This window comes from Mycobacterium sp. (assembly GCF_035499775.1).
Lineage (GTDB): Bacteria > Actinomycetota > Actinomycetes > Mycobacteriales > Mycobacteriaceae > Mycobacterium.
Window position 1 is genome coordinate 25,467 of the sequence record NZ_DATJYB010000288.1, and the last position, 6,641, is coordinate 32,107.

6 protein-coding genes are annotated in these 6,641 nt (G+C 64.6%); 4 read left to right on the top strand and 2 right to left on the bottom strand.

The window, feature by feature from the left end:
• The first annotated feature begins 3 nt into the window (after positions 1 to 3).
• The 3 genes from VML93_RS18630 (at position 4) to VML93_RS18640 (ending at position 3,383) form a co-directional block, all read left to right on the top strand.
• The gene (locus tag VML93_RS18630; protein WP_325612913.1) at positions 4 to 1,098 is read left to right on the top strand and encodes a dihydrodipicolinate reductase; all 1,095 of its coding nucleotides are present in this window, start codon (positions 4 to 6) and stop codon (positions 1,096 to 1,098) included.
• A 69-nt stretch (positions 1,099 to 1,167) separates the two neighbouring features.
• A complete protein-coding gene (locus VML93_RS18635) occupies positions 1,168 to 2,193 on the top strand; it encodes an LLM class flavin-dependent oxidoreductase (protein WP_325612915.1) in 1,026 nt (341 codons plus the stop codon).
• A gap of 2 nt (positions 2,194 to 2,195) precedes the next feature.
• The gene (locus VML93_RS18640) at positions 2,196 to 3,383 is read left to right on the top strand and encodes a cytochrome P450 (RefSeq protein WP_325612916.1); all 1,188 of its coding nucleotides are present in this window, start codon (positions 2,196 to 2,198) and stop codon (positions 3,381 to 3,383) included.
• Here VML93_RS18640 and VML93_RS18645 read toward each other — a convergent pair.
• Complete coding sequence (locus VML93_RS18645; protein ID WP_325612918.1) at positions 3,373 to 4,611, bottom strand: TetR/AcrR family transcriptional regulator; 1,239 nt, start codon at positions 4,609 to 4,611, stop codon at positions 3,373 to 3,375. The genes VML93_RS18640 and VML93_RS18645 overlap by 11 nt on opposite strands.
• Positions 4,612 to 4,746: 135 nt before the next feature.
• Between VML93_RS18645 and VML93_RS18650 the strand changes: the two genes are divergently transcribed.
• Positions 4,747 to 5,859 (top strand): ABC transporter substrate-binding protein, encoded by a 1,113-nt coding sequence (locus tag VML93_RS18650; RefSeq protein WP_325612922.1) that lies wholly within the window; start codon positions 4,747 to 4,749, stop codon positions 5,857 to 5,859.
• Between the two features lie 9 nt (positions 5,860 to 5,868).
• Here VML93_RS18650 and VML93_RS18655 read toward each other — a convergent pair.
• The coding region (locus VML93_RS18655; RefSeq protein WP_325612923.1) for an alpha/beta hydrolase at positions 5,869 to 6,641 on the bottom strand (773 nt) is incomplete at its 5' end.

Below are 6,641 nucleotides of genomic sequence, written 5' to 3' on the forward strand. Positions count from 1 at the left end.
CCCGTGCCTTCCAACCTGCCGTCACCGACCAAGCCGCTGCGTACCGTCGTATGGTCCACCGGGGGAGTCGGGTCGATCGCGATCGACGCCATCGGGCGCCGAGCCGATCTGGAACTCGTTGGGGTATGGGTACATTCGCCCGACAAGGTCGGTAAGGACGCCGGGGAGTTGGCCGGCGGTCAGCCCGTCGGGGTAACGGCCACCAACGATGCCGACGCGCTCATCGCCCTGGCACCCGATTGCGTGGTGTATGCCGCGAGCGGTCCTCAGCGCGACGCGGGCGCGGTTCCCGACTATCTGCGGCTCCTGGCCGCGGGCGTCAACGTCGTATCCACGACGTCGACCGGCCTGGTGTATCCGCCGTCGTATTTCGCCCCGAACTGGCGCGACGAGCTCGAGACGGCCGCCCAGGCCGGCGGCGCGTCCTTCTATGGTTCGGGCATCTTTCCCGGCTTCGCCTCCGACCAGCTGGCGTTGCTGATGACGACCCAGTCGAAGCACATTCGCACCGTCACGGCCAGCGAGATCGCGCTCAACGACCACTACCCGGTCGCGGACGTGATGATGGACGGGCTGGGATTCGGCCGCCCACTGGATTTCGAGCCGATGATGAAGACTCCCGGCTTCATCGAGATGGCTTGGAAGGCGCCGATATACCTGATCGCAGCCGGCCTCGGCGTCGAGGTCGAGCGGCTGCAGAGCTCCTTCGACCGGGAGCTGACCGATCGGGACATCGAGGTCGCATTCGGCACCGTCCAGGCGGGTACCTGCGGAGCGGTGCGGACCCGGGCCGCGGGCGTGGTCAACGGCCGCGAGGCCATCGTCATCGAGCACGTCATCCGGATGGCCCGCCACGTCGCGCCGGACTGGCCGACCTCGGAGTGCGACGCGACCTACCGGGTCGACATCGAGGGCGATCCCGACGTCCATTGCGTGATGACACTGGGGGAGGCGGCAGGCCACGGAGCGGGACACGCGGCCATGGCGTCGACGGCCATGCGGGTGGTCAACGCGATTCCCTACGTGGTCGATGCGGCCCCTGGTTTGCTCAGCTCGCTGGATATCCCGACCACGCTGCCGCGGCACGTATTTGACTGAGCGTTGACGCACGTCTCGGAGTCGACGTAGCGTACGTGAGACAAATATTAGGTCGTCTAGGGAGTTGTCGTGTACACGATGCGCTTCGACATGCGGGCCCCGGCGTCGGGTGCACCCCCGGCCGCGCTATATGCGGCGGCGCCCGAGATGTGCGCATGGGCCGAGGATCACGGCTGCCTGGCCGCCGTGTTGTGCGAGCACCATGGATCCGAAGACGGATACCTGCCGGCCCCGCTGCTGCTGGCCTCGGCGGTCGCGTCGCGTACGCAGCGGATGGCGCTGAGCCTGATCCTGATCCTGCCGTTCTACGACCCGGTGCGCCTGGCCGAGGATATGGCGGTGCTGGACATCCTCAGCGGTGGTCGGGCGTCGTACATCATGGCCCTCGGGTATCGGCCCGAGGAGTACGAGATCTTCGGCTTGCCGCTGAGCGGTCGCGGTCGCCTGGCCGACGAGAAGCTCAGCCTGCTGCGACGGCTGCTCGCCGGCGAGACTGTCGTTCACGACGGACGTCGCATCGTGGCGACACCGCGCCCGCTGACGCCCGGCGGGCCGGCGATCATGTGGGGCGGTGGAACGCTGGCAGCGGCCCGCAGAGCCGGGAGATACGGGCTGGGCATGTTGGCCAACTCCAATGTCCCGGGTATGCGGGAAGCCTACGAGGCGTCTTGCCGGAAGCACGGACACGAGCCGGGCGCGGCGTTCTTTCCCGACCGCAATACGCCCTCGGTCACGTTCGTCGCCGATGACCTGGACCAGGCGTGGTCCGAGCTGGGCCAGTATCTGCTGCACGACGTGCAGACCTACGCAGCGTGGAACCCCGGAGACGAGACAACGGCAGGCTTCTCGCACGTGAGTAGCATCGACGAACTGCGCGAAGCAGGGACGTCGCATGTGATTATCTCGACCGCGGAGGCGATCTCGCGGGTCCGCGACGGCAAGATGCTCACCCTGTCGCCGCTCTGCGGTGGGTTGCCGCCCGACGTGGCGTGGCCCTATCTCAAGCGCGTGGGCGAGGTTGTGATGCCCGAGGCCGCCCGCTCGGCGCTGGCGGACTCCGAGCTCGATGAGTTGCTTTCGAACAAGGGGAAGTAACGATGACCGCAACCGAACTTTATTACGATCCTTTCGATTTCGACATCGACGACGATCCGTATCCGATCTGGAAGAGGCTGCGCGACGAAGCGCCGCTGTACCGCAACGACAAGTACAACTTCTGGGCGTTGAGCCGGTATGAGGATGTCGCCCACGAGCTGATCAATTGGGACACCTACCGGTCGGGTCGTGGCACCACGATGGACATCATCATGAGCGGTATCGAACTGCCGCCCGGCGTGATCCTCTTCGAGGATCCGCCGATTCATGACGTGCACCGCCGTGTTCTGTCAAGGGTTTTCACCCCGCGCAGGATGGAGGCGATCGAGCCGCTGACGCGGGATTTCTGCGTGCGTGCACTTGATCCGTTGGTGGGCACGGGCCGGTTCGACTTCATCGAGAACATCGGTGCGATGGTGCCGATGCGCACGATCGGCTACCTGCTGGGCATCCCCGAAGCGAATCAGGAAGAGATCCGCGACCGCGGCGGGCGCCAACTCACCCTTGACAAGGGCGCGTACCGGCCTGTCCCGAAAGACTTTTTGGAGCACAGCCATGAGATGTTCGCCGAGTACATCGATTGGCGAGTGGACCATCCCTCCGATGACCTGATGACCCAGCTGCTCAATGCCGAGGTCGAGGACGACGCAGGAACGCGGCGGCTGACCCGGACCGAGGTACTGCTGTACACCAGCATGATCGCCGGGGCGGGCAACGAGACCACAACGCGGCTGATCGGTTTCATGGGTCAACTGCTTTCGGAGCATCCCGACCAGCGTCGCGAGATCGTGGCCAACCCGTCGCTGATACCTATGGCGATCGAGGAGGTGCTGCGCTATGAGGCGCCCTCGCCGGTGCAGGCGCGCTATGTGGCCAGCGACGTGCAATGCCGGGGCACAACCATTTCCGAAGGTTCGGTGATGTTGTTGCTCAACGGATCGGCCAACCGGGACGAGCGCAAGTTCCCTGACCCCGACAAATTCGACATCCATCGCGGCCCTACTCACCTCAGCTTCGGCCACGGGCTGCACTTCTGTCTGGGCTCGGCGCTGGCGCGCATGCAGGCGCGGGTGGTGTTGGAAGAGGTCATAAAACGCTGGCCGGACTGGGAAGTCGACTACGCCAACGCCGGCAAGGCCCACACGTCGAGCGTGCGGGGATGGTCCAAGCTGCCGGTCTTCACCGGCTAGCGCTTACGACCCCGCGCAGCATGGTGTCACGAATGTGGATCAGTGCTGCCCGGGTGCCCACCTCGCCCAGAATGCTCGCCGGAATCCATTTGAGCACGATGACGCAGCGCGCCAGCATCTCCAGCGGCGCGTCGTAGCTTCTGATCTCACGGGACCGAATTCCTTCGGACAGCAGCGATTTGATCTGCCGCAGCCGCTTGGGGAATTGCATGCTCGGGTTGGGCGTGTCGGGGGGAATCTGTCGCATCCAGGCCAGCTGAATCCGGAACTCGTCGCCGAATCGGTCTAGCGCGTTGGTGTCGACCCAGCTCAACGCGTCCAACTTCGCGACTGGTGATGCCTGGGAACGAAGTACGCGTTTGGAACCGGCGTCGACCTTCTCGTTGAAGGAGCTCATGATCGAGGCGAGCAGCGCCTCCTTCGAGCCGATGAGGCGAAACCGGGTGCCCTGACCCAGCCCGGCGGCTGCCGCGATGTCCCGGACGGATGTGCTTTCGTAGCCTCGGCGGCCGAATTCCGCGCGCGCCACCGCGCGGATGTGGGCGGTTCTGTCATCGACGTCACTGTCGTCAGTCCAGGCTTGGATGGCCTGGTCGGCGGCGACGAACGCCGCCGACCGATCCAGTTCGTCGTCGCGGGGTTGTCCGGTGCTGAAGCCTTCCAACATGATTCGGCATAACACGATGGCCAGCTGGTCGGTGGGCGCGTTGCGCCGCACCACGTCCAGGCCGATCTGCAGCATCGTCTGGCAGATCCTCTCAGCCAGCATTCGCAGGTCCACGTCGGACCTGACATAGCCGCTCCACCGCGCCGCCCGCAGGGTCTGGTACATGGCCTCCAAAATCACCGTCGGGCGGACGAGTTCGGGATTGGAGTCAGGAGCTTCGTACAGCGAGATCTGGATGGCGGCACGATGCGCGACCGCGCACCGCGCGACCGCGATGCCCAGCTCGGCGATTCGCGCGAACGCTGGGCGGGTGTCGGGATCGTCGAGCGTGTCCAGGGTGTGAACGCCGATGCGGTCCAGCTCGGTGTGGTAACGGCGCAGCAACTCGGTGAGCAGCGCTTCCTTGGATTCGAAATGGTGATACAGGCTGCCCGTTTGAATTCCGGCGGCAGCGGCGATCTCGTGCATCGACGTGCGCAGGCCCGAGTTGGCGATCAGGGCGGCCGCGATCTGCAGGACCTCGGTCCGGCGCGTGCCTTCGTCGACGGCGTGCGGGATCACGGCTCTTGGCTCCCGTCAGCTGACCGAATGTTTGGTCAACGCTATCAAAGGTCGGCGGTCGCGCCGGTTGTGTTGACGCGGCCGACCTGTCTCCATAGAGTCTGAGCAAACGTTAGGTCACTGTCTGGAGATCCCTTGTCGTACGAAAGCAGCGCCCAGCCAATCAAAATCGGTTACCTGATGGACTTTCGGCTGCCCGAGTTCTTCCCCAAGTCCTACTTCGAAGACCTGACACAACCATTCGACCTCGTCTTCAGACAGGCTGTGGAGCAAGGGCTGATCGACCGGCCGATCGAGATCATCTACCGCGAAGTCGAGGGCTTGCCCAAGGGATCGGTGAAAGCGGTCATCGACGCCTACGGCGAACTCTGCGAAGAGGGATGCCTGGCCATCTTCGGCCCGAATATCGGCGACAACGTGATCGCGGCCAGGGAGGCAATCGAGGAGCGTTTCCGGGTTCCTTGCATCAGCGTGACGGGATCCGACGTTGCGCTCGGCGAATGGGTGTTCTCCTTTCCGATGGGCTCGCACACCGACGAGCCCATCTTCTGGTCGGACTTGCTGGCCAAGGGCGGGCACACCGAGGTCGGCGTGCTCGTCGAGCAGTCGCTGGTAGGGGAGACCTATCTGAAGAACTTGCGCGAAGCAGGCAAGCACAAGGGAATTCGAATCGTCTCGGACGTGTCGATCCCACAGACGGCGCAGGATGTGACGGCAGCGGTCAAGACGCTGTACGAAGCCAAGGCGCAGGCCCTTGTGCACTGTGGTTTCGGCTTCGGCATCGTGTTCATCAATCCCGCGCTGCAGGAGTTGGGATGGGACCCGCCGCGGTTCTGCGGCACCGCGTTTCAGAACGCGTGGCTGAACCCGGTGATGTGGAACGCGTTCATGGGCTGGGTCGGGGTCGATCAATACGACGAGGGCAATACGATCGGGCAGAAGTTTCTCGACCAGTACCACGAGGCGTACGGGCGGCGACCGGAATGGTGTGTGCCCGTGGTCAATCGGGATGTCGCGTGCGCCTTGCTGCGTGCGTTGTCCGACGCACACCCGTTGAGCCCGCGGGGGGTTAAGGAAGCGCTCGAGCGGGTGAAGATGATGCCGGCCGCCTCCGGTGCCCCCGGCACGCGAGTGTCCTTCGGCAACTGGACGCGTCGCGCGTGGATGGGCGCGGGCTATCTGGTCGCGCGTCGACTCGATGCCGACGGCGTCAATTCCCATCTCGTCGACCGGTTTGGCGAGGAGTAAGTGCCCGCCCTAACTCGTGTCCACCAGCAGCGCGCCGTCGGGTTGGTTTCCAAGGGTCTGCAACGGGATGTTGTCACCCTTGGCCGTCAGTCGCACGATCTGGGCTAGTTGCTTAGGGGCGTCGCACTGTAGATAGTGGTCCGCACTCGGCAACACCCAGTAGCGGTTGCGGCCAGGCTTCTTCTTGAGATACGTCTGCCAGACATAGTTCGGGACTCGCAACGGCGAGACGTTATCGTGGATGCCCCACACCAGGGTGGTGTTGACCGAGAGCTTGGACAGCGCTTCAAGCCAACTGGTTTCATCGGCGGCGCGCTCGTTCAGGTACTGAATGACGTCGGGCAGCACGCCGATTCCGTCGTTGTAGGTAAAGCACTTCACCAATGCGGCGATCTCCGGGTCGGCCGGCGTCCGCCGGGGCATGAAGGTGGTCATTCCCAGACCGGCCGCCAGCGCCTCCGGCGTCGTCGCTGCCGCCGTGCCTCGTGCCGTGTCGGGATCGAGTAGTGCGGTCTGGAACACCGTGAGGTTCGATAACCGAAGGTAGATGTTGGCGTTCGTCACGATCACGTCGGCGGGCGCGGCCGGCGGGTCCTGGGCGCACAACATGTCCAGCGCGATCATTCCGACGCTGCTGCCCCGGTCATGGGTGAGCATCCGGTAATCACTCAGCTGCCACACCTGAGTGATCGCGTGGACGAGCAGGCGCGCGTCGTCGTACAACGAATACACGTACGGCTCGGGCGGCTTGTCGGAGAGTCCGTGGCCCGGAAAGTCCAGCA